General features: G+C 64.7%; 34 protein-coding genes, 1 tRNA gene and 1 pseudogene. 35 read left to right on the forward strand and 1 reads right to left on the reverse strand.

What is annotated here, in order from left to right; genetic code table 11:
- From E6K76_11310 to E6K76_11470, 33 genes are all read left to right on the forward strand, one after another.
- The coding region (locus tag E6K76_11310) for a hypothetical protein (protein TMQ57020.1) at positions 1 to 113 on the forward strand (113 nt) is incomplete at its 5' end.
- Positions 113 to 436 (forward strand): 30S ribosomal protein S10, encoded by a 324-nt coding sequence (gene rpsJ / locus E6K76_11315; protein ID TMQ57021.1) that lies wholly within the window; start codon positions 113 to 115, stop codon positions 434 to 436. The genes E6K76_11310 and rpsJ, both read left to right, overlap by 1 nt.
- 12 nt (positions 437 to 448) lie before the next feature.
- A complete protein-coding gene (locus E6K76_11320) occupies positions 449 to 1,069 on the forward strand; it encodes a 50S ribosomal protein L3 (GenBank protein ID TMQ57022.1) in 621 nt (206 codons plus the stop codon).
- Positions 1,070 to 1,073: 4 nt separating this feature from the next.
- Positions 1,074 to 1,703: a 50S ribosomal protein L4 gene (gene rplD, locus E6K76_11325; GenBank protein ID TMQ57023.1), complete on the forward strand. Its 630-nt coding sequence runs from the start codon at positions 1,074 to 1,076 to the stop codon at positions 1,701 to 1,703.
- A complete protein-coding gene (locus E6K76_11330; GenBank protein ID TMQ57024.1) occupies positions 1,700 to 1,993 on the forward strand; it encodes a 50S ribosomal protein L23 in 294 nt (97 codons plus the stop codon). Before rplD ends, E6K76_11330 begins: the two co-directional genes overlap by 4 nt.
- Before the next feature lie 3 nt (positions 1,994 to 1,996).
- The gene (gene rplB, locus E6K76_11335) at positions 1,997 to 2,824 is read left to right on the forward strand and encodes a 50S ribosomal protein L2 (GenBank protein ID TMQ57025.1); all 828 of its coding nucleotides are present in this window, start codon (positions 1,997 to 1,999) and stop codon (positions 2,822 to 2,824) included.
- A gap of 24 nt (positions 2,825 to 2,848) precedes the next feature.
- A complete protein-coding gene (gene rpsS / locus E6K76_11340; protein ID TMQ57026.1) occupies positions 2,849 to 3,163 on the forward strand; it encodes a 30S ribosomal protein S19 in 315 nt (104 codons plus the stop codon).
- 4 nt (positions 3,164 to 3,167) lie between these two features.
- A complete protein-coding gene (locus tag E6K76_11345) occupies positions 3,168 to 3,575 on the forward strand; it encodes a 50S ribosomal protein L22 (protein TMQ57027.1) in 408 nt (135 codons plus the stop codon).
- Positions 3,575 to 4,264 carry a 30S ribosomal protein S3 gene (gene rpsC, locus E6K76_11350; protein TMQ57028.1) on the forward strand — a complete coding sequence of 230 codons (690 nt, stop codon included), beginning with the start codon at positions 3,575 to 3,577 and terminating at the stop codon, positions 4,262 to 4,264. The genes E6K76_11345 and rpsC overlap by 1 nt, the downstream gene beginning before the upstream one ends.
- A 6-nt stretch (positions 4,265 to 4,270) precedes the next feature.
- Entirely contained in the window at positions 4,271 to 4,693 is a 423-nt protein-coding gene (gene rplP / locus E6K76_11355; GenBank protein ID TMQ57029.1) for a 50S ribosomal protein L16, read from the forward strand.
- Between the two features lies 1 nt (position 4,694).
- Complete coding sequence (locus tag E6K76_11360; protein TMQ57030.1) at positions 4,695 to 4,931, forward strand: 50S ribosomal protein L29; 237 nt, start codon at positions 4,695 to 4,697, stop codon at positions 4,929 to 4,931.
- Positions 4,932 to 4,966: 35 nt separating this feature from the next.
- Positions 4,967 to 5,200, forward strand: a complete 234-nt coding sequence (gene rpsQ, locus E6K76_11365; GenBank protein TMQ57084.1) for a 30S ribosomal protein S17 — start codon at positions 4,967 to 4,969, stop codon at positions 5,198 to 5,200.
- Positions 5,201 to 5,225: 25 nt separating this feature from the next.
- Positions 5,226 to 5,594, forward strand: a complete 369-nt coding sequence (gene rplN, locus E6K76_11370) for a 50S ribosomal protein L14 (protein ID TMQ57031.1) — start codon at positions 5,226 to 5,228, stop codon at positions 5,592 to 5,594.
- A 7-nt stretch (positions 5,595 to 5,601) separates the two neighbouring features.
- Entirely contained in the window at positions 5,602 to 5,925 is a 324-nt protein-coding gene (locus E6K76_11375) for a 50S ribosomal protein L24 (protein ID TMQ57032.1), read from the forward strand.
- Positions 5,925 to 6,668 carry a 50S ribosomal protein L5 gene (gene rplE, locus E6K76_11380; GenBank protein TMQ57033.1) on the forward strand — a complete coding sequence of 248 codons (744 nt, stop codon included), beginning with the start codon at positions 5,925 to 5,927 and terminating at the stop codon, positions 6,666 to 6,668. The genes E6K76_11375 and rplE overlap by 1 nt, the downstream gene beginning before the upstream one ends.
- A gap of 16 nt (positions 6,669 to 6,684) precedes the next feature.
- Positions 6,685 to 6,870, forward strand: coding sequence for a type Z 30S ribosomal protein S14 (locus tag E6K76_11385; protein ID TMQ57034.1), 186 nt, complete (start codon positions 6,685 to 6,687; stop codon positions 6,868 to 6,870).
- Between the two features lie 53 nt (positions 6,871 to 6,923).
- On the forward strand, positions 6,924 to 7,322 hold the full coding sequence (rpsH, locus tag E6K76_11390; GenBank protein ID TMQ57035.1) for a 30S ribosomal protein S8: 399 nt from the start codon (positions 6,924 to 6,926) through the stop codon (positions 7,320 to 7,322).
- Between the two features lie 9 nt (positions 7,323 to 7,331).
- The gene (locus E6K76_11395) at positions 7,332 to 7,886 is read left to right on the forward strand and encodes a 50S ribosomal protein L6 (GenBank protein ID TMQ57036.1); all 555 of its coding nucleotides are present in this window, start codon (positions 7,332 to 7,334) and stop codon (positions 7,884 to 7,886) included.
- Positions 7,887 to 7,926: 40 nt separating this feature from the next.
- On the forward strand, positions 7,927 to 8,301 hold the full coding sequence (locus tag E6K76_11400) for a 50S ribosomal protein L18 (protein TMQ57037.1): 375 nt from the start codon (positions 7,927 to 7,929) through the stop codon (positions 8,299 to 8,301).
- Positions 8,302 to 8,336: 35 nt separating this feature from the next.
- The gene (locus tag E6K76_11405) at positions 8,337 to 8,870 is read left to right on the forward strand and encodes a 30S ribosomal protein S5 (GenBank protein TMQ57085.1); all 534 of its coding nucleotides are present in this window, start codon (positions 8,337 to 8,339) and stop codon (positions 8,868 to 8,870) included.
- On the forward strand, positions 8,854 to 9,063 hold the full coding sequence (rpmD, locus tag E6K76_11410) for a 50S ribosomal protein L30 (protein ID TMQ57038.1): 210 nt from the start codon (positions 8,854 to 8,856) through the stop codon (positions 9,061 to 9,063). The genes E6K76_11405 and rpmD overlap by 17 nt, the downstream gene beginning before the upstream one ends.
- Positions 9,060 to 9,557, forward strand: a complete 498-nt coding sequence (locus E6K76_11415; GenBank protein ID TMQ57039.1) for a 50S ribosomal protein L15 — start codon at positions 9,060 to 9,062, stop codon at positions 9,555 to 9,557. Before rpmD ends, E6K76_11415 begins: the two co-directional genes overlap by 4 nt.
- Positions 9,558 to 9,565: 8 nt before the next feature.
- Positions 9,566 to 10,873, forward strand: coding sequence for a preprotein translocase subunit SecY (gene secY / locus E6K76_11420; GenBank protein ID TMQ57040.1), 1,308 nt, complete (start codon positions 9,566 to 9,568; stop codon positions 10,871 to 10,873).
- Complete coding sequence (locus tag E6K76_11425) at positions 10,870 to 11,514, forward strand: adenylate kinase (GenBank protein ID TMQ57041.1); 645 nt, start codon at positions 10,870 to 10,872, stop codon at positions 11,512 to 11,514. The genes secY and E6K76_11425 overlap by 4 nt, the downstream gene beginning before the upstream one ends.
- A 23-nt stretch (positions 11,515 to 11,537) precedes the next feature.
- Positions 11,538 to 12,296: a type I methionyl aminopeptidase gene (gene map / locus E6K76_11430; GenBank protein TMQ57042.1), complete on the forward strand. Its 759-nt coding sequence runs from the start codon at positions 11,538 to 11,540 to the stop codon at positions 12,294 to 12,296.
- 4 nt (positions 12,297 to 12,300) lie between these two features.
- Positions 12,301 to 12,519, forward strand: a complete 219-nt coding sequence (infA, locus tag E6K76_11435) for a translation initiation factor IF-1 (protein ID TMQ57043.1) — start codon at positions 12,301 to 12,303, stop codon at positions 12,517 to 12,519.
- A gap of 27 nt (positions 12,520 to 12,546) precedes the next feature.
- Complete coding sequence (gene rpmJ, locus E6K76_11440) at positions 12,547 to 12,660, forward strand: 50S ribosomal protein L36 (protein TMQ57044.1); 114 nt, start codon at positions 12,547 to 12,549, stop codon at positions 12,658 to 12,660.
- Positions 12,661 to 12,675: 15 nt separating this feature from the next.
- Entirely contained in the window at positions 12,676 to 13,086 is a 411-nt protein-coding gene (rpsM, locus tag E6K76_11445; GenBank protein TMQ57045.1) for a 30S ribosomal protein S13, read from the forward strand.
- Between the two features lie 16 nt (positions 13,087 to 13,102).
- Positions 13,103 to 13,516, forward strand: coding sequence for a 30S ribosomal protein S11 (rpsK, locus tag E6K76_11450; GenBank protein ID TMQ57046.1), 414 nt, complete (start codon positions 13,103 to 13,105; stop codon positions 13,514 to 13,516).
- 63 nt (positions 13,517 to 13,579) lie between these two features.
- Positions 13,580 to 14,209 carry a 30S ribosomal protein S4 gene (rpsD, locus tag E6K76_11455; protein TMQ57047.1) on the forward strand — a complete coding sequence of 210 codons (630 nt, stop codon included), beginning with the start codon at positions 13,580 to 13,582 and terminating at the stop codon, positions 14,207 to 14,209.
- A 29-nt stretch (positions 14,210 to 14,238) separates the two neighbouring features.
- Positions 14,239 to 15,231 carry a DNA-directed RNA polymerase subunit alpha gene (locus E6K76_11460; GenBank protein TMQ57048.1) on the forward strand — a complete coding sequence of 331 codons (993 nt, stop codon included), beginning with the start codon at positions 14,239 to 14,241 and terminating at the stop codon, positions 15,229 to 15,231.
- Positions 15,231 to 15,872: a 50S ribosomal protein L17 gene (locus E6K76_11465; protein ID TMQ57049.1), complete on the forward strand. Its 642-nt coding sequence runs from the start codon at positions 15,231 to 15,233 to the stop codon at positions 15,870 to 15,872. Before E6K76_11460 ends, E6K76_11465 begins: the two co-directional genes overlap by 1 nt.
- An 18-nt stretch (positions 15,873 to 15,890) precedes the next feature.
- Positions 15,891 to 17,150, forward strand: a complete 1,260-nt coding sequence (locus E6K76_11470; protein ID TMQ57050.1) for a hypothetical protein — start codon at positions 15,891 to 15,893, stop codon at positions 17,148 to 17,150.
- A gap of 58 nt (positions 17,151 to 17,208) precedes the next feature.
- Here E6K76_11470 and E6K76_11475 read toward each other — a convergent pair whose 3' ends face one another.
- On the reverse strand, positions 17,209 to 17,682 hold the full coding sequence (locus E6K76_11475; GenBank protein ID TMQ57051.1) for a VOC family protein: 474 nt from the start codon (positions 17,680 to 17,682) through the stop codon (positions 17,209 to 17,211).
- 288 nt (positions 17,683 to 17,970) lie between these two features.
- On the opposite strand from E6K76_11475, the gene E6K76_11480 reads away from it, so the two are divergent.
- Positions 17,971 to 18,045 (forward strand) — tRNA-Asn (locus tag E6K76_11480).
- Between the two features lie 663 nt (positions 18,046 to 18,708).
- A pseudogene (locus tag E6K76_11485) lies at positions 18,709 to 18,876 on the forward strand (IS3 family transposase).
- Positions 18,877 to 18,967: the final 91 nt, after the last annotated feature.

The raw sequence follows: 18,967 nt of genomic DNA on the forward strand, positions 1-18,967 counted from the left end.
ACATGTCGGTGGAGCTGATCACGCCGATCGCGATGGAGAAGGAGCTTCGGTTCGCGATCCGCGAGGGCGGTCGCACCGTCGGCGCCGGCGTCGTAACGGAGATCCTCGAGTAATGCCAACGACCGCGCCGGCAGGACAGAGAATCCGCATTCGTTTGCGGTCGTACGACCACGCCGTGCTCGATCAGTCGGCGGGCGAGATCGTGCGCACCGCGAAGCGTACCGGCGCCCGCACCGCGGGGCCCATTCCGCTTCCGACGCAGCGTTCCGTGTACACCGTGCTTCGTTCGCCGCACGTGGACAAGAAATCGCGGGAGCAATTCGAGGTCCGCGTCCACAAGCGGCTCATCGATATCGTGAAGTCGACCCCGCAGACGATCGACGCCTTGATGAAGCTCGATCTCCCGGCGGGGGTCGACATTGAAATCAAGCTCTAACCGGGACCAACCATGATCGGCTTGCTCGCGGAAAAAATCGGGATGACCCAGCTCTTCGACGAGCAGGGGCGCGTCACGCCGGTGACGGTGCTGGCGGCCGGGCCGTGCCCGATCGTCCAGGTCAAGACGCCGGAAACGGACGGCTACGCCGCGCTCCAGATCGGCTTCGGCCGGAAGCGCGAGTCATTGATCCCGAAGGGGCTGCAAGGGCATTTGAAGAAGCACAACGCGGCCGGCGTCCGCGCGCTCAAGGAAGTCCGCGTCGAGGACACATCGGAGTTCCAAGTCGGCCAGGAGCTGACCGTCTCGCTCTTCGAGGTCGGCAGCAAGGTCGACGTCATCGGCGTTTCGAAAGGGCGCGGATTCGCGGGCGTGATCCGGCGGCACCACTTTACGTGCGGGAGGGAGACCCACGGGTGCGTGACGCACAAGCAGCCGGGCTCGATCGGCGCGAGCGCCTATCCAAGCCGCGTGATCAAGGGGAAGCGACTGCCGGGCCGTATGGGCGGCGCGCGCGTGACGGTGAAGAACCTCCACGTGGTGGGCGTCGACCCCGAGCAGCATCTGATCTGGGTCCGCGGCTCGATTCCGGGGCCGCCCAAAAGCACGGTCCTGATCCGGAAGAACGGGTAAGACGATGGCGAAGGCGAAACGATACGGGAGCGACGGAAAAGAGCTTGGCTCGGTCGATCTTCCCAAAGAGCTTTTCGAGGCCCCGATCCACGAGCATTTGATCTGGGAGGCGGTGAAGAGCTACTTGGGAAATCAGCGCCAGGGCACCGCGGCGGCGAAGAACCGCGCCAAGGTGAGCGGCGGCGGTCGGAAGCCCTGGAAGCAGAAGGGCACCGGGCGCGCGCGCGCGGGCTCCAACACGTCCCCGCTTTGGCCGGGCGGCGGGGTGGCGTTCCCGCCGCGGCCGCGGGACTACACGACCCGCTTGAACGCCAAGGCCAAGATGAAGGCGCTCTGCGGCGCGCTGACCGCCCGCGCGAAGGACGGCGGGGTCATCATCGTGAATCCGCCGTTGCTCGATCAGCCGAAGACCAAGACGATGGCGGAGCTGATCCGGAAAATCGGCCTCGAGGACAAGAAGATCCTATGGGTCTTCGACCGGATCGACAACGCCGCGCTCCGGTCCACGCGGAACCTCGCGCGGGTCAGCACCGCCGAGAGCCGCACGCTGCACACGTACGCGCTCATGAACTGCGATTGTCTCGTTCTCACGGAAGGCGGTCTCAAGAGCCTGGCGGAGCGGGTGAACGCATGAACCGCGAACCCCGCACCATCGTGCGCCGGGCGATGATCTCCGAGAAGGGGACCCGCCTCCGCGAGAAACAGAACGGGTATCTCTTCGAGGTCTCGCGCGACGCGAACAAGATCGAGATCAAGCGCGCCATCGAATCGATCTTCAACGTGAAGGTGGATTCGGTGCGCACCATCCGCGTGCACGGCAAGCCGAAGCGCATGGGCCGGTTCGCGGGCCATCGACCCGATTGGAAGAAGGCTCTCGTCACCCTCAAGAAGGGTCAGACGATCGAGCTCTTCGAGCAGGTATAGCCGATGCCGCTACGCAAATATCGACCGCTCACGCCGGCCACGCGGTTCAAGACCGTTCCGACGTTCGAGGAGATCACGCGCTCCCGCCCGGAGCGCCGGCTCGTCGAGCGGCTGAAGAAAACCGGGGGCCGCGACAACAAGGGGCATATCTCCTCCTGGCAGCGCGGAGGCGGTCACCGTCGCAATTACCGCCGGATCGATTTCAGGCGGGACAAGAAGGGGATCCTGGCGACGGTTGCCCATATCGAATACGACCCGAACCGGAGCGCCCGGATCGCGCTTCTCCATTATGTCGACGGCGAGAAGCGCTACATCGTCGCGCCCCAGCAGCTCCGGGTCGGGGACAGCGTGATCTCGGGGCCCGAGGCGGAGATCAAGCCCGGGAACGCCATGTCCCTGCGCGCGGTTCCGCTGGGCACGTTCGTATACAACGTGGAGATGACGCCCGGCAAGGGCGGGCAGATCTCGCGCAGCGCGGGCACCTTCTGCCAGGTGATGGCGAAGGAAGGAGAGGAAGCGGTGTTGAGGCTTCCCTCGGGCGAGACGCGGAAGGTTTCCGTCGAGTGCGCGTGCACGATCGGCCAGGTGGGGAACGAAGACCACCAGAACGTCGTGATCGGAAAGGCGGGGAAGACGCGCTGGCTCGGGCGCAGGCCGAACGTCCGCGGCGTGGCGATGAATCCGGTGGATCATCCGATGGGCGGCGGTGAAGGCAAATCCTCGGGCGGCCGGCATCCGTGCTCGCCGTGGGGGCTATTGGCGAAGGGCAAGAAGACCCGCAAGCGGAAGCTCTCCGACCGGCTCATCATACGCCGGCGGAAGCAGGGCTAGCGGGCCGGGAGCGACGAAAACGTCATGAGCCGTTCGGTCAAAAAGGGTCCGTTCGTCGAGCCGAAGCTTCTCAAGAAGCTCGAGGCGCTGAACAAGGTGAACGAGCGCCGGGTGCTCAAGACATGGGCGCGGCGTTCCACGATCTCTCCGGAGTTCGTGGGACACACGCTCGCCGTGCACAACGGAAACAAGTTCATCCCGGTGTATATCACCGAGAACATGGTGGGGCACAAGCTCGGCGAGTTCGCGCCGACGCGGATCTTCCGCGGGCATGGCTCCCACGTGGAAAAGACGACGACTCCGGCTGGCGCACCCGTCGGCGCGCCGCCCGCGAAATAGCGACATGGAAGCGAAAGCGATCGCCAAATACGTCCGGGTCACCCCGCGCAAGGCGGATCAGGTGCTCCAGCTGATCCGCGGCAAGCGGGTCGACCAGGTCACCGAGATCCTGGACTTCACGCCGAAGCATGTCGCGAAAGTGATCGGCAAGGTCTTGAAGTCCGCCGTGGCCAACGCGGTGGCGATCGAAGGGAAGATCAACGTCGAGCACCTCCGCGTGAAGGAGGCCGTGGCCGGCGCGGGGCCTTCGCTCAAGCGGTTTCTCCCGCGAGCGCAAGGACGGGCCACGCCGATCATCAAGCGGACGAGCCACATCACGATCATCGTCGAAGGGGAAGCACCGGTCGAAGAGCCGGCAGCCCCCGCGCGCCGCGGGCGGCGTCGTTCGCCCGCGCCGAAGGAGGCCAAGTAGTGGGTCAGAAAACGAATCCGATCGGGATGCGGCTCGGGATCATCGCCACGTGGGATTCGCGTTGGTTCGCGCGCAAGGATTATCCGAAGCTCCTCGAAGAGGACATATTCATTCGGCGGTATTTGAAGCGGCGTCTCGCGCAGGCCGGGATCTCGAGGATCATCATCCAGCGGGCGATCGCCAAGGTGACGATCAATATTTCGACCGCGCGTCCCGGGCTCGTCATCGGACGCCGGGGTCAGCAGGTGGATCAGCTTCGCGATGAGCTTCAGCACATCACGAAGAAGGAGATCTTCCTCAATATCGACGAAGTGAAGAAGCCGGACCTCGACTCGATCCTGGTTTCGGAGCACGTCGCGCGCCAGCTCGAGCAGCGCGTCTCCTTCCGGCGCGCGATGAAGAAGGCGATCGCCTCGACGATGCGCTCGGGGGCGGGAGGCATACGCATCGTGTGCTCCGGCCGCCTGGGGGGCGCCGAGATGGCGCGGACCGAGGGATACCGCGAGGGACGCGTGCCGCTTCACACGCTGCGCGCCGATATCGATTTCGCGCGCGCCACGGCCCGGACGATCTACGGGACGGTGGGCGTGAAGGTGTGGATCTTCAAGGGAGAGGTGCTGGACAAGAAGGAGGCACCACCGGTCCTTGCGCCCAGCCAGACCCGCTCCGCGGCGCCGGCCGCGGGATAAGGCGGCATGCTCGTACCGAAGCGGGTCAAGCACAGGAAGCAGATGCGGGGGCGCCGGAAGGGCATGGCCTACCGCGGCTCGACCGTCTCCTTCGGCGAGTTCGGGCTTCAGGCGCTCGAGGCGGCGTGGGTCACGAACCGCCAGATCGAGGCGGCGCGCGTCGCGATCACGCGCTTCATCAAGCGCGGCGGCAAGATGTGGATACGCATCTTTCCGGACAAGCCGGTGACGGTGAAGCCGGCGGAGACGCGAATGGGCAAGGGCAAGGGCTCGCCCGAGTACTGGGTGGCGGTCGTGAAGCCGGGGCGCGTCCTCTTCGAGCTCGAGGGAATCACCGCGGAGCTGGCGAAGAAGGCGATGAAATTGGGCGCGAGCAAGCTGCCGATGAGGACGAAGTTCGTCGAGCGGCAGGATCTGGCGGGGAGCTGAGATGAGAGAGCTCAAGGCGGAGAAGATCCGCGACATGACCGAGGATGAGATCGGGCACAGGATCGGCGAGCTGCACGAGGAGATTTTCAACCTGCGCTTCCGGAACGGGATGCGGCAGCTCCAGAACCCCCTGTTGATTCGAGAGCGGCGGCGGGACATCGCGCGCCTCAAGACGATTTTGGCGGAGCACCGGACGGGCGTTCGCAAGCTCGGCGGTCAAGGGGAGCCCAAGGCGTGACACAGGAAGGGAAAGGTCGCGGCCGCAGGAAGGTGATGACCGGCACGGTCGTCAGCGCGGCCATGCAGAAGACCGTAGTGGCCAAGATCGAGCGCCTCGTCAAGGATCAGGACTACGGCAAGTACGTCCGTCGCCGGAGCCGCTTCAAGATCCACGACGAGAAAAACGAGTGCAAGGTGGGGGATGTGATCCGTTTCATGGAAACGCGCCCGCTGAGCAAGGATAAGTGCTGGCGCCTTCTCGATTTCGTCAAGCGCGTCGAACGCTGAGCGGACCGGGAGGGGGAGAGCGCGCATGGTTCAGCCACGCAGCATCATCACGATATCGGATAACTCCGGAGCGCGGGTCGCCCGCGTGGTGAAAGTGCTCGGAGGCACCCGGAAGCGTTACGGACGATTGGGCGACGTGATCGTCGTTTCGATCCAGGACGCGCTCCCCGGCGCGCAGATCAAGAAAGGGGACGTCCACAAGGCGGTGCTCATCCGCACCGTCAAGGAAGTCCGCCGGAAGGACGGTTCCTACATCCGATTCGACCAGAATGCGGCGGTGCTGATCGACGACCAGAAGGAACCGAAAGGGACGCGCATCTTCGGGCCCGTGGCCCGCGAGCTGCGCGAGCGGGAATTCATGAAGATCATCTCGTTGGCACCCGAGGTGATTTGAGGGTTCGATGGCTCATTTCGCGAAAAACGATCAGGTGGTGGTGATCGCCGGGGACGACCGCGGCAAGTCCGGCCGCGTGCTCAAGGTTCTTCTCGAGGAGGAACGGCTGATCGTCGAGAAGGTCAACTTCGTCAAGCGGCACACCAAGCCGCGAGGACAGAAGATTCAGGGGGGAATCCTCGAGCGCGAGGCCCCGATCCATATCTCCAACGTGATGCATCTCTGCCCCAAGTGCCAGATGGGCGTTCGCGTGACGATGAAGCGGACGTCGGACGGCAAGCGCGAGCGCTATTGCGCGCGGTGCGGCGAGACGATCCCGAGAGTGCGCTGATGGCGGACGAGAAAGAGCCCAAAGAAAAGAAGCAGGCGAAGCCCAAGCTCGAAGCCAAGCCCAAAGGGGACGCGAAACCGAAGGGCGAGGCGAAGGCGAAAGGCGGAGGCAAGGCCAAAGGGGATTCGAGGAGGAAGGGGGGGAAGGAAGCGCCCGCCGGGCCGGCGATCGGCGAGGCCGAGCCTCCGGCGCGGATTCCCCGGCTGAGGGAGCACTTCGAGAAGCGCGTCCTCCCCGAGCTGATGAAGCGTTTCCAGTACAGGAACCCCATGCAGGTGCCGCGGCTCAAGAAGATCGTGGTGAACATGGGCGTAGGGGACGCGCTCCAGAACATCAAGATGCTGGACGCGGCGGTGGCCGAGCTGGCCACGATCACGGGTCAGAAGCCTTCGATTCGCAAGGCGAAGAAGTCGATCGCCAACTTCAAGCTGCGCGAGGGTCAGCCGATCGGCTGCATGGTGACGCTGCGCGGCCCGAGAATGTACGAGTTCTACGACCGGCTGATCAACGTGGCGCTGCCCCGGATCCGCGACTTCCGCGGCGTGCCCATGAAATCGTTCGACGGGCAGGGCAACTACACGCTCGGGATCACCGAGCAAATCATCTTCCCGGAGATCAACTACGACAAGGTCGAGAAGATCCGGGGGATGGATATCACGTTCGTCACGTCGGCCGAGAACGACGAGGAAGGGCAGGAGCTTCTGAGGCTCATGAACATGCCCTTCCGCCTGCGTCAGGCCTGACGGCAAAGGAGCGAGGTTGGCCAAGAAATCGCTGATGGAGAAGTGGAGGCGGCCACCCAAGTTCAAGGTTCGCCGCTACAACCGATGCCACCGCTGCGGCCGGTCGCGCGCGTTCCTGCGCGACTTTGGAATCTGCCGCATTTGCTTCCGGGAGCTCGCCCTCATGGGCCAGATCCCGGGCGTGGTCAAGGCGAGCTGGTAATCCGGGCCGAGGGCCCGAAATCCGGGCCGAGCGCCCGCCGTTGAAAGGGGACTATGTCGGTTAGCGATCCCGTGGCGGATCTCTTGACGTGCATCCGCAACGCGTGCAAGGCAAAACACAAGAAGGTGGACGTTCCGGCTTCGAACTTGAAAACCGAGCTGGTGCGGGTGCTGCTCAAGGAGAAGTTCATCAATAACTACAAGGCGATCGACGACAAGAAGCAGGGAATTCTCCGCATCTATCTCAAGTATGACGCGAAGGAAAAAAGCGTCATCCAGGGGATCGAGCGCGTGAGCAAGCCCGGCCGCCGCGTGTACCTGCGCCGCCACGAGATTCCCAAAGTTCAGGGCGGGATGGGGACGGCGATCGTATCCACGCCGAGCGGCATCATGACCGATATCGAAGCGCGCGACGAGGGGCTCGGTGGCGAGTACCTCTTCCGCGTCTGGTAGGAGAGAGCCATGCCGTCGCGAGTAGGAAAAGTACCGATCCAGATTCCCGCGGGCGTCCAGGTCAAGCGGGACCAGCTCGCGATCCACGTCAAAGGGCCGAAGGGGGAGATGGAATTCCGCCTCGCCCACGGCGTCGACGTGAAGGTCGAGCCGGGCGAGATCCGGGTCGCCCAGGTGGGAGGGGGCAAGCAGGCGCTTGCGCTGCACGGCACGACGCGCGCGGTTCTCGCGAACATGATCGAGGGCGTCACGAAGGGGTTTTCGAAGGCGCTCGAGATCCAGGGCACGGGCTACCGCGCCCAGATGAGCGGCAAGAAGCTCACGATGCAGCTCGGCTATTCGCACCCGATCGAGTACGAGCCCCCCGCGGGCATTACGATCGCGACCGAATCGCAGACCAAGGTCGTCGTGAGCGGATACAACAAGGAGCTGGTCGGGCAGGTGGCCGCGATCATTCGCGACTTCCGGCCGCCCGAGCCCTACAAGGGCAAGGGAATCCGCTACGTCGGCGAATACGTGCGGCGCAAGGCGGGCAAGGCCGCGGGCGGCAAGACGGCGGCGTAGCGCCCCGCGGCGCGGCGTCGCATGAGGTAGGGACGGAACGATGAAATCGAAAGCGACACCCCGGCTCGAGGGTCGAGGCCGGCGACATATGAGAATCCGGAAGAAGATCATGGGGACGGCCGAGCGGCCGCGCCTCAGCGTGTTCCGGAGCCTGAATCATATCTACGCGCAGCTGGTCGATGATCTCACCGGCCGGACGATCCTCACCGTCTCCTCGATGGACAAAGAGGTGGCGCCGAAGCTCAAGTCGGCGAAGGGGAAGATCGAAGCCGGCAAGCTTGTCGGAAAGCAGATCGCGGCGAAGGCGAAGGAGAAGGGTATCGAACGTGTGTGTTTCGACCGCAGCGGCTATCTCTATCACGGCCGGGTCAAGGCGGTCGCCGAGGGCGCCCGCGAGGGCGGCCTGAACTTCTAGGAGATTTCATGGCCTATCCAGGAATGCGCGGACGCATGCAGTCCCAGCAGGACTCCGAGTTCATCGAGCGCGTGATCCACGTGAATCGCGTCGCCAAGGTGGTGAAGGGCGGACGCCGGTTCAGCTTCAACGCGATCGTCGCGGTCGGGGACGGCAAGGGGCGCGTCGGCGTGGGCCTCGGCAAGGCGAACGAAGTCTCGGACGCGATCCGCAAAGCGGGTGAAGCGGCGAAGAAGGGCATGTTCACGGTTCCGCTGAAGCGGGCCACGATTCCCCACCAGGTCGAAGGGCACTTCGGCGCGGGGGTCGTGATCCTGAAGCCCGCCACGCCGGGAACCGGCGTGATCGCCGGGGGAACGGTGCGCGCGGTCCTCGAGGCGGCGGGCATCCACGACGTGCTCACGAAATCGCTCGGCTCGGGGAATCCGCACAACGTGGTGAAGGCCACGGTCCAGGGTCTTCAGAGCCTGCGGCACGCAAGCGACGTCGCGGCGACGCGCGGAAAGACGGTGGATGAGCTTTTGGGAATCCGGCGGAAGAACGCGGTGCAGGGTGATGGCACTCGTTAAGATCACCCAGGAGCGGAGCAAGATCCGCTGCCTCAAGAAACACAAACGCACGCTCGCCGCGTTGGGGCTGCGCCGTATTAACCATTCAGTCGTTCACGAGGACACGCCTCAGATCCGAGGCATGGTTCACCAGGTACGCTACCTGGTTCGAGTCGAGGCCGCGCAGGGCCGGAAGAAGGAACAGAACCCATGAAGGTGGGACAGCTGAAGCCGGCGCGCGGAGCGACCCGCGCGAAGAAGCGCCGTGGATTGGGCCCGGCGTCGGGCCTGGGCGGAACCGCCGGGCGCGGCCACAAGGGTCAGAGAGCGCGCGCGGGCAAGGGCTCCAAGGTGCCGCGGTGGTTCGAAGGCGGACAGATGCCGATTCAGCGCCGGGTCCCCAAGCGTGGGTTCGTGAACCCGACGCGGGTGAGCTACCAGGCGGTGAACGTGGGGTCCCTGGAGCGCTTCGCCGCGGGCGAGGCTGTGAACCGCGAATCGCTGACGGCGAAACGCCTCATCGACCGCGGCGACCGGCCGGTCAAGCTCTTGGGGGAGGGGGAGGTCAAGGCGGCGTTTCAGATCACCGTCGACGCGGCGAGCGCCACGGCGCGGGCCAAGATCGAGGCCGCGGGCGGGACGATCACGCTTCCCGCGCCCAAGGCCCGTCGCGCGCGGGGCGAGCGTAAGACGAGAACCGGGGGCTGATCGAGGCGATGCTCGAGAGTTTCCAGAACGTATTTCGCATCCCGGAGCTGAAGCGCCGGGTTTTGTTCACGGTCGCGCTTCTTTGCGTCTACCGCCTGGGCGGGCACGTGCCCACGCCGGGCGTGAACAGCGAAGCGCTGGTCACCGCGTTCGCGAGCCAGGCCAACTCGCTCTTCGGCCTCTACGACCTCTTCGTCGGCGGGAGCTTCGCCAAGGCGACGGTCTTCGCGCTCGGGATCATGCCGTACATCTCGGCTTCGATCATTCTCCAGCTCCTCGGAGCGGTCGTGCCGTACTTCGAGAAGCTCCAGAAGGAGGGGGAGGAAGGCCGGAAGAAGATCACGCAGTACACGCGCGTCGGCACGGTGGGTCTCTCGGCGGTTCAGTCGATCGCGTTCGCGAAGTTCCTGGAATCCCTGGGCGCCCAGGGCGTGCCGGTCGTGCCGCACCCGGGTCCCGCGTTCGAGCTCATGACGATGATCACCCAGACCGCCGGGACGATCCTCATCATGTGGTTGGGCGAGCAGATCACCGAGCGCGGGATCGGAAACGGGATCTCGCTGATCATCTTCATAGGGATTGTGGCGCGGTTCCCGGCCGACATCGTGAACAGCATCCGGGCGCTGCGGGTCGGGACGCTCTCGCCGATCGTGGCGATCCTCGTGGTGGCGATCATGGTGGCGGTGATCGCCGCGGTCGTCGCGATGACCCAGGCACAGCGCAAGATTCCGGTGCAATACGCGAAGCGGGTCGTGGGCCGGAAGATGTACGGCGGGCAGAGCACCCACATTCCGCTCCGGGTGAACACGGCGGGCGTGATTCCGATCATCTTTGCGCAGTCGGTGATCATGCTCCCGAGCACGCTCGCGCTCTATTTTCACGGGAACGCCGTGATCCAGGGGCTCTCGACCCTTTTCTCGGTCGGGAGCATCGTTCACGTCGTGGTCTACTCGGTCACGATCATCTTCTTCACGTATTTCTACACCGCCATCGTCCTCAATCCGACCGACATGGCGGACAACATGAAAAAGTACGGCGGCTTCATCCCGGGGATCCGCCCCGGGCGGAAGACCTCCGAGTACATCGACCGGGTCCTCTCTCGCATCACGCTGCCGGGGGCCGTTTTCCTGGCGCTGATCGCGGTGCTCCCGGACATCCTGATCCGCCGATTCAACGTTCCGTTCTATTTCGGCGGGACCAGCGTCCTGATCGTGGTCGGCGTAGCGCTCGACACGTTACAGCAGATGGAATCCCATCTGCTGATGCGCCACTATGAAGGTTTCGTCAAGAGCGGCAAGCTCCGGGGCCGCCGATGAGAGTGGTGCTCCTCGGACCGCCGGGGAGCGGCAAGGGCACACACGGCAAGCGGCTCTCGGAATCGCTCGGGGTGCCGCTGGTCGCGACCGGGGACATTCTGCGCCAGGCGATCGCGGAAGGCACCGCGCTCGGCAAGAGCGCGCAGGAGCAGGTCAAATCGGGGCGGCTCGTTCCCGACGAGACCGTGCTCGGCCTCATCGAGACGAGGCTCGGGCGCCGTGACGCGCAGCGCGGGTTTATCCTGGACGGATTCCCGCGCACCGTCGCCCAGGCCGAGGGGCTGAAGGGCCTCCTCGGGGAGGGGCCGCTCGACCGGGTCCTGAACCTCGTGGTCCCGACCGAGGTCGTCGTGAATCGTCTGAAGGACCGCTGGCTCTGCGCGAATTGCGGGGCCATCTACAATACGAGCACGGCTCGGCCCAAGGTCGCAGGACGCTGCGATGTGTGCGGAGGCGCGCTCACACAGAGGGCGGACGACGAGCCCGAGACGGTGCGGAAGCGCCTCGAAGTGTACGCGCGGGAGACCGCGCCCCTCGTGGCATACTACGAACGGGAAGGCGTCCTCCGAAACGTGGATGCGTCGGGACCCGCCGCGGATGTCTACGCGGCGATCCAGCGCATCATCGGGAAGGCCGCCTGAGCGGCGTCCGGGTCGAGGAAACGGTGATCCAGATCCACGAGCTGGACGAGGTGGAGTTCATCCGCGAGAGCGCCCAAATCGTGGGGCGATGTCTGTTGATGCTCTCGCGTGAGATCCGCCCCGGCGTGAGCACGTTGGATCTGGACCGTCGAGCCGAGGCGTTCATCCGGGACTCGGGAGGCGAGCCGGCGTTCAAGGGATATCGCGGGTTTCCCGCGAGCATCTGCGCCTCGATCAACGAGGAAGTGGTGCATGGCATTCCGAGCGCGAGCCGAATCCTCCGCGAGGGGGACATCATCTCGCTGGATATCGGCGTGAAGCGCGCGGGTTTCTTCGGGGACGCCGCGCACACGTACCCGGTCGGGCAGGTGAGCCCGACCGCGACGATGCTCCTCGAGGCGACGAGGCGCGCTCTGGAGGCGGGGATCGAACAGGCAAGACCGGGAAACCGCGTTTCGGATATCTCGGCCGCGATCGAGCGGGAAGCGACGCGCCACCGATTCCGCGTGGTCCGCGCGCTCGTCGGGCACGGGATCGGACGGGAGCTTCACGAGGAGCCCCAGGTGCCCAATTACGGGCGCACGGGGGAGGGGCCAAAGCTCCAGGAAGGGATGGTGCTCGCGATCGAACCGATGGTGAACGCGGGCACCGCGGAAGTGCTGACCCTGCCGGACCAGTGGACGGTCGTGACGGCGGACCGGGGTCTTTCGGCCCACTTCGAGCACACCGTCGCGATCGGCGCCGCCGGGCCGGTGATCCTCTCCAGGGTCGAGGCCGACTAGGGGAATGGCGAAAGAAGAAGGGGTCCAGGTCGAAGGAACGGTCGTCGAGCCGCTCCCGAACGCCATGTTTCGTGTGGAGCTGGAAAACGGCCACAAGGTTCTGGCCCACATCTCGGGCAAGATGAGGATGAACTTCATCAAGATCCTGCCCGGGGACAAGGTCACGGTGGAGCTTTCGCCCTACGATCTGAATCGCGGGCGGATCATCTACCGATACAAATAGACGGGTAGCGCTCGGAGGAGAGCGGGCATGAAAGTGAAAGCATCCGTTACGAGGATTTGCGAGCACTGCAAGGTCGTCCGGCGCAAGGGGGTCGTGCGCATCATCTGCAAGAACCCGCGCCACAAGCAGCGTCAGGGTTAGGCAAGGAGGAGCGTCTTGGCTCGTATCGCCGGAGTCGATCTGCCGAACGAAAAGCGCATTGAAATCGCGCTGACGTACATCTTTGGGATCGGACGGCCGACGTCGCAGAAGATTCTCGCGATGACCGGCGTCAGCCCCGACACGCGCGTGAAAGGTCTCACCGAAGAGGAAACCGGCCGCCTGCGCCAGGTGATCGAGTCGCAGCTCAAGGTCGAAGGAGCGCGGCGCAGCGAGGTCGCGATGAACATCAAGCGCCTGATGGATATCGGCGCCTATCGGGGCCTCCGGCACCGGAAGAATCTTCCGGTCCGAGGGCAGCGCACCCGGACGAACGCGCGGACCCGGAAGGGTCCCAAGAAGACCGCGGGCGCGATGAAGAGGATCGCGGCCGCTCCGAAGCGTCCGGCGCCGAAGCCGTCAGCCTGATCGAGAGGAGAACCGAGTGGCGGAAGCACCAGCAACAGCACCCGCGGTAGCACCGAAGCCAAAGAAGAAGCGCGAGCGGAAGGTGGGCATCAACGGAATCGCCCACGTCCAATCCACGTTCAACAACACGATCGTGACGATCACCGACATGGACGGGCACACCGTGGCCTGGGCCAGCGCCGGGAAGGTCGGGTTCAAGGGCTCGCGCAAGAGCACGCCGTTCGCGGCGCAGATCTCCGCCGAGTCGGCCGCGAAAGAGGCGATCTCGCTGGGTTTGAAGAAAGTCGAAGTGTGGGTGAAGGGACCGGGCTCCGGCCGCGAGGCGGCGATCCGATCGTTGCAGGCGGCGGGGCTCGACATTTCCGCCATCAAGGACGTCACGCCCATTCCTCACAATGGTTGCCGCCCGCCCAAGAGGCGTCGCGTCTAGTGGGCGAACGCCTCGTGACGAAGAGCGGCGAAGAGAGAAAGAAGGAGGTTTAAAGCACAACCTATGGCGACGTATCGCGAAGCAAAGTGCCGGCTCTGCCGCCGGGAGGGAGAGAAGCTCTTCCTCAAAGGAACGCGCTGCTTCACGGAGAAGTGCGCGTTCGAACGCCGCGGCTACGCGCCCGGTGAGCACGGGAAGGACCGCCGCTCCAAGGAAACGAGCTACGGTCTCCAGCTCCGAATGAAGCAAAAGACGCGGCGTATCTACGGCGTTCTGGAGCGGCAGTTCCGGAATTACTTCGCGAAGGCGGAGGGTCAGAAGGGCGTCACCGGCGAAAACCTGCTTTTGAAGCTCGAGCGGCGCCTCGACAACATCGTGTTCCGGATGGGGTTCGCCTCCTCCCGATCGGCGGCCCGGCAGCTCGTGCGGCACCGGCATTTTACGGTGAACGAGCGGATCGTGGATATCCCGAGCTTCGAGGTGAAGATTGGGGACGAGGTCCGCGTGCGCCCAAACAGCAAGAACGTGCCGTTCATCTTGGGATCGATCGAGCAGAGCAAGGGGCGCGAGATGATGAACTGGATCTCGGTGGACTACGAAAAGTTCGCCGGCCGCATCCTCGAGTATCCGACGCGCGCCAATATTCCGACGAAAGTCTCGGAGCAGCTCATCGTCGAGCTTTACTCGAAATAACCGGAGTCTCACGGAGGTAGGAGACCATTATGAAGTGGAAGAATCTGCAAATGCCGAAGAACGTCGAGGTGGACGACAAGGCCTCGACGAACCGTTACGGCAAGTTCACCGTCGAGCCGCTCGAGCGGGGATTCGGTGTCACGCTGGCGAACGCGTTGCGCCGGGCGCTTCTGTCTTCGCTTCCTGGCGCGGCGGTGACCGCCGTCAAGATCGACAGCGTCCAGCACGAGTTCTCGACCATGCCCGGCATCAAGGAAGACGTGCCCGAGATCCTGCTCAACTTGAAGCAGATGCGCTTCAAGATCCACAGCGAGGGGCCGAAGACCGCGACGTTCGACGCGCGGGGCGCGGGGGAGGTGAAGGCGGGCGACTTGAAGGCGGATCCGGATATCGAGCTGCTGAACCCCGAGCTTCACATCGCGACGCTGAACAAAGACGGCGAGTTCCGCGCCGAGGTCGAGATCGGCGCCGGGCGCGGCTACGTCGCCGCGGAGAATCAGCCCACGGTCGACCGCCCGATCGGGGTCGTCCCGGTGGATTCGCTCTTCTCGCCGGTCACGAAGGTCAACTTCGAGGTTGAGAACACCCGGATCGGCCAGCGCATCGACTACGACAAGCTGACGCTCGAGATCTGGACCGACGGGAGCGTGCTCCCCTCGGACGCGCTCGCCTACGCGGCGAAAATTCTGAAGGACCACTTCGCCCTCTTCGTGCACTTCGAGGAGGAGATCGTCGAAGAGGTGGAAGAGGAAGTGGACGAGGAGTTCCTGCGCATCAAGACCCTGCTCGAGCGGAGCGTCGAGGAGCTGGAGCTTTCGGTGCGCTCGTCCAATTGCCTGAAGGCGGCCGACATCAAAACGATCGGCGATCTGGTGCAGAAGTCGGAGCCGGAGATGCTCAAGTACCGCAATTTCGGCCGGAAGTCGCTCAAGGAGATCGCGGACATCCTGGCCGGCATGGGCCTTCACTTCGGCATGGACGTTTCGAAGTACAAACTCGGGGAGAAAATCGAGGCTGCCTGATGCGCCACCGCAAAGACCATCGTAAGCTCAGCCGCACCCACTCGCACCGCAGGGCTCTCCTCCGGAATCTCGTGACGAGCTTGATCCAGCACGAGCGGATCGAGACCACGCTCGCCAAGGCGAAGGAGGCGCGCCGTGTCGGCGAGCGCATGATCACCTTCGCAAAGCGGGGCGATCTCTCGGCGCGGCGCCAGGTGGCGCGATTCGTCCACGGCGGGGACAACGTCCGGAAGCTGTTCGAGACGGTCGCGCCCTGGTACGAGACCCGGAACGGCGGGTACACGCGCATCTTGAAGATCGGCCGCCGCCTCGGCGACGCGGGCGAAATGGCGCTCCTCGAGCTCGTGAAATCTCCCGAGCTGAAAGAGAAGCTCCGCAAGGAAGAGGAAGCCGCGGCGAAGGCCGCGAAGGCCGCGGGAAAATTGGCGCCGGCACGAGGCAAAGGGGCCAAGGAAGCGGCCGCGGAAGGCGCCGCGGCCGGTGGAGGGGTGGGCGGCGCGGCCGAAGAGAGGAAGGGCCGTGGCGCGAGGGAGAAGAAGGCGGCCCCCACGAAGCCCGACCGTCCCGGCAAGGGCGTGGCGCCTCCGAAGACCGGCAAGGCGCCGACCCGTGCGAGGCAGAAAGGGAAGTCGGGCGAGTAGCGCCTGAATCGCAGCGCCGTGGCGCCGCAGAAAATCGGATCGATACGGACGGGCGGGAGGCTATCCCGCCCGATTTTTTTGGCGGCGATCGCCACGGCGGTCGTCCTGGCCGCGCTGGGCGTGCGTACGACCGAGGCGGGTCGCCGCGATATCGCCGAGGAGACGCGCGCGATCTGGGTCGTGCGCTACTCGCTCAACACCATGGGGAGCGTGGACCGCGTGGTCGAGATCGCGACCCAGATGAACGCGAACACGCTGCTCGTCCAGGTTCGCGGCCGCGGGGACGCCTACTACCAGTCGGATCTGGCGCCTCGGGGCGAGGAGCTCGAGGCGATGCCGCGCGATTACGATCCTTTCATGCGCATGATCGAGCGCGCCCACGCGCAGGGGCTCGAGGTGCAGGCCTGGATCAACGTGTATTTGGTGTGGTCGGCGGGCCGCCCGCCGCGGTCTCAGCTCCACGTCGTGAACGCGCATCCCGACTGGATCGCCGTGCGCTCCGACGGCAAGAAACTCGTCGAGATGGTCCCGGAGGAATTCGAGGAGGAGCGCGTCGAGGGGATGTATCTCGCGCCGGGAAACCCCGAGGTCCGCCGGCACCTGCGCGAGATCGTCCGCGAGATCGTCACCCGCTATCCGGTCGACGGAATCCATCTCGATTACGTGCGGAATCCGGAGCCCGACGTAGGCTACGACACCGGTACCCGCACCGCGTTCATGCGCGAGTTCGGGGTCGATCCGGCCCAGATCGCCTCTCCCGATACCACCCTGCTTGCCGTGGTCGGCACGGAAGGCATCACGGACCTGAGGGCGCGCTGGATGCAGTGGCAGCGCGAGCAGGTGACGGCGCTCGTGCGCGACGTGAGGAACGACCTGGATCTGATCAACCCCAAGCTCAAGCTCACCGCCGCGGTGATCGCCGACCAGACCGCGGCGCTGAACCGGTATCTGCAAGAGTGGCCGACCTGGCTCCGCACCGGGCTCCTGGATGCGGCGATCCCGATGGCCTACTCGACCAACACCACCACGGTCGTGCGCCAGCTCTCGGCCGCGCGCTCGATCCCCACAGAGCATCATCTGTACGCCGGAATCGCGATCTATAACGAGGGGGCGCGAGATGCCGCGGACAAGATCCGTCGCGCGCGGGAGCTCGGCGTGGACGGGATCGCGCTCTTCTCCTACGACGCGCTGGCCGCGCGCACCGGCTACGCGCGGGCGCTCAAGACGTGGTCGTTTCGCGAGCCGGCGGAGCCGAAGCCGATGGAGTGGAAAAAATGATGCGGCCCCGGTAGGCGGGCTACCGGGGCCGGCGTTCCAGTGCAGCGAGGGCGCTAGCTCACCTCGCTCCCGCCATCTGCTTCATGAACTCCTCCTGGCCCTTTTTCATCTCTTGCGGCGAGACATCTTTGACATGGGTCGCGATCGTCCACTTGTGGCCGAAGGGATCCTCGAAGCTGCCCATGCGGTCCCCCCAGAACATGTCCGTGACGGGGTAGATCTGCTTGCCGCCCGCCTCGATCGCCTTCTTGAACGCTGAATCCACGTTCTCGACGTAGAGATAGAGGCTGATGGGACAGCCGCCGACAGTCTGCGCCGAACGTGAGCCCATTACCTCGTCGTTCATCATGATGATGGAGTTTCCAATCTGGATCTCGGCGTGCATGATCTTGCCGTCGGGGCCCGGCATTCGCATTCGCTCCGTCGCGCCGAGCGCCTTCTTGTAGAACTCGATCACGCGCGGCGTGTCCTTCACGGTGATCGACGGCGTGACGCTGGTGTAGCCAGGTGGGATTGGTTTCACGTTGGCCATCGGCGGAATCCTCCATGATTGAGTTGGGCGTATGTGCGGGGCGGTTGCGGCCGTCGAGAGACGGACGCTAATTATTACACCCTCCGAGATGAATTGCTCCATCGGGGAATCGCTTGTTTTGGAACCGCCGAAGCGGGCGGGGAAGTGCTTGCCCGGCGCAGGCGGCTTGGGGTAGAATTCGTGGCTCAAGTTCGGCGGCCGTAGGTCGATAAGCCGCTGAGCTTCAAGAGGTTGGGGGCCGCTTCCGAGATGTGTCGCGCCGGTCGCATTCGCCCCCTTCACTACCATTCCTGAGTAGCTCAATGGCAGAGCATCCGGCTGTTAACCGGAGGGTTGTAGGTTCGAGTCCTACCTCAGGAGCCAGATCACGGAAACGCGAACTTTTGGGGTTCGCGGTGAAGATAGCGGCCCCGGTGGCGCGAGCTGCCGGGGCCTTCTTCTATCTGTGCACCAGGACACGGCTTGGCGCGACGCGGTGGCCCTAGTTGGGCAGTTGGCGGCCGGATGGCCTGTTGGTGCTCACCTCGAGCACTTGCGCCCGGCAGGGCCCGTCAGCCACAATGCGGCTCTCTTGATCTCTGGCTCTCTGCCCAAACACACGAATCACCTGGTCGCCAGGAGTCCTAACGCTTAACGCTCCGGGTCATGCCCAACGACCTTGCCAAGGATATTCGGTACACGAATAAGGGGCGGCAAGGGGATGGGTTCCCATGTGAGATCCGCCTCGATTTTCTCGACGCAACGAAGACCCCCCGGAGCCAACCTCACGAATCCATCCATGGGTGATATCCGGCACGGATTGGGATCCAGCGGCTGAGCGTGGCGAGGAGAACCAGCTCGAGAACGAGCGCCGCGAGAGGTACACCCAGCACATGCTTGGCAGAATTCAGGGTGAGCTCCACAAGTCCATCCTGGTGCGTGAGGGTCGTCTTGTGCGAAAGCCGGCCCCATAGTCAACCCTTTGACTGGACGAGGATGAACCGCCCCGGGATTGCCGGAGGCTCCATTCCTTGAGAGAATGGAGTCATGGCACGAACGAGCAGGTTTTCCCCGGAGGTCCGGGACCGTGCGGTGCGAATGGTCCTGGAGCATGCAGAGGAATACGGATCACAGTGGGCGGCGATCAAGTCGATCGCCGAGAAGATCGGCTGCGCGCCGGAGACGTTGCGCAGCTGGGTAAGGCAGGGAGAGCGTGCTGCTCATTCTCGCGCTCGAGCTGCTTCAATCGTGCCCGCTCGTCGGTGGTCAGGCCCGGCCCCTTGCCGGCGTCAGAGGACCGTGAAGA

This window comes from Candidatus Eisenbacteria bacterium, from assembly GCA_005893275.1.
GTDB lineage: Bacteria > Eisenbacteria > RBG-16-71-46 > SZUA-252 > SZUA-252 > WS-7.